The sequence below is a fragment of the Pseudomonas caricapapayae genome (genome assembly GCF_001400735.1).
Lineage (GTDB): Bacteria > Pseudomonadota > Gammaproteobacteria > Pseudomonadales > Pseudomonadaceae > Aquipseudomonas > Aquipseudomonas caricapapayae.
On record NZ_LJPW01000109.1, the window covers coordinates 1 to 1,413 of the forward strand.

General features: G+C 54.1%; 3 protein-coding genes. All 3 read right to left on the bottom strand.

Annotation, left to right across the window (positions count from 1 at the left end):
• On the bottom strand, nucleotides 1-638 hold a 638-nt coding region (locus ALO80_RS15725), incomplete at its 3' end, for a hypothetical protein (protein ID WP_055009658.1).
• The gene (locus ALO80_RS15730) at nucleotides 635-1,003 is read right to left on the bottom strand and encodes a hypothetical protein (protein WP_055009659.1); all 369 of its coding nucleotides are present in this window, start codon (nucleotides 1,001-1,003) and stop codon (nucleotides 635-637) included. The genes ALO80_RS15725 and ALO80_RS15730, both read right to left, overlap by 4 nt.
• The coding region (locus tag ALO80_RS15735; protein ID WP_144434227.1) for a phage tail tip fiber protein at nucleotides 1,000-1,413 on the bottom strand (414 nt) is incomplete at its 5' end. The genes ALO80_RS15735 and ALO80_RS15730, both read right to left, overlap by 4 nt.

The following is a 1,413-nucleotide window of genomic DNA, read 5'->3' on the forward strand; positions in this document are numbered from 1 at the left end:
AACGGGCGATGGCCCTGATCGGTCCAAGCTGTTGTTGCAAGGCTGTAAAGCATTATTTTTGAATTAGTGTAATCGACGCCGATGGCGCAGCCCCCGCCGCTTGCCCCGTTATGGCAATGAAAGGCGAAGGAATTTATGGATATAAATTCGCCAACCCCGAGCGCTTTATCAATGCTCCACCTGTAACGCTGGCCAACACTTAATTGCTCGCTGCCCACATATGTCCAGTTACCAGCAGCAAACGTGACGACGACTGGCGGTGCCCCGCTGTCATATACAAGCTCGCCGCCCGGCCCCCAAATACGCATGCCGAATGACGCCGTACCCATAGACGCCCATGCGGCAATGAAGTATTGACCGCTCAGCGTGCTCTGGACGTTTGAAGCCTTCATTGCGAAGCCTGTCCAGTTGCCGGGCCCGCCAGTGAACCACACCGATATCGGCACCTGAACGATGCCGTTTTGGTCCGGCCTGATGAACACCAGCGGCGGGTCAGCACTTGTTACCGCGCGCGGAAAGGTGACGTTCGCGTTTGTGGTTCCTGAATAACTGCCCTTCGTGAGCACGCAAAGCCGAGGCGTTTCGGAATCAATCTGCACGAAAGAGCTGTCGTTAATGCTGATGACGCCGAAACTCATACTTTGAACCTCACTGCGTATCCTTTAGCGACAATGCGCGTCTGGTTGGTGTTGGCGAGATTTGCAGATGGATTGGCCGACCTCAAAACAACTTGCCCGGCCGATGTAGTCACGTACGGGTAGGACTTCGTGTTTCCAAGCGCATCACCTTCGGCGGACTGGATGTCCTGCGCTCTGGTCGGGATGACCATAAAAACGCAGTTGGCCGGATCGAAGCCCGGGATACTCAGCGTAATCACCTTTGCGGTTGATCCGGACGTGTCACTGAAATCAATCACCCCCTGCCAAATCACCTGATAAGTGAACGTGGTCGTGTCCATAACCAAGTTCCCGTTTTCGTCCCAAACTCTGGCTCCGTAACTCATACGTTAAGGTTCCCCCACTGATAGCGAATACGGTTCTGATCGAAAACTTTTCCGCCCTGAGCGTTGATTGTCTGGCGGCCACCATCCCCCAGGCTTGAGTTGATTTCAAAAGTGCCATCGAAAAACAACTTCCAGCCAGAAACACCCGCCACATAATTGTTCGACTGGATAGCGTTGCCGATCTTGGCGTTGGTTATCGATCCGTCTTGGATGAACGCGGAGTTGATGAACACCTGCCCATTCTGAACTGCGAACGGAGCAGCCAGCGCCCCGCTTGACTCATCAAGAATTGCGAAGCGTTGGGCATACGCCAGAATTTGCGACTCCTGCTGCTGTCCTTCAACGCCAATAGCGAGGCCAGCCATAACCGTTCTTCCGCCCACGGTAGTGGACGTCTTTATGGTTGTGAG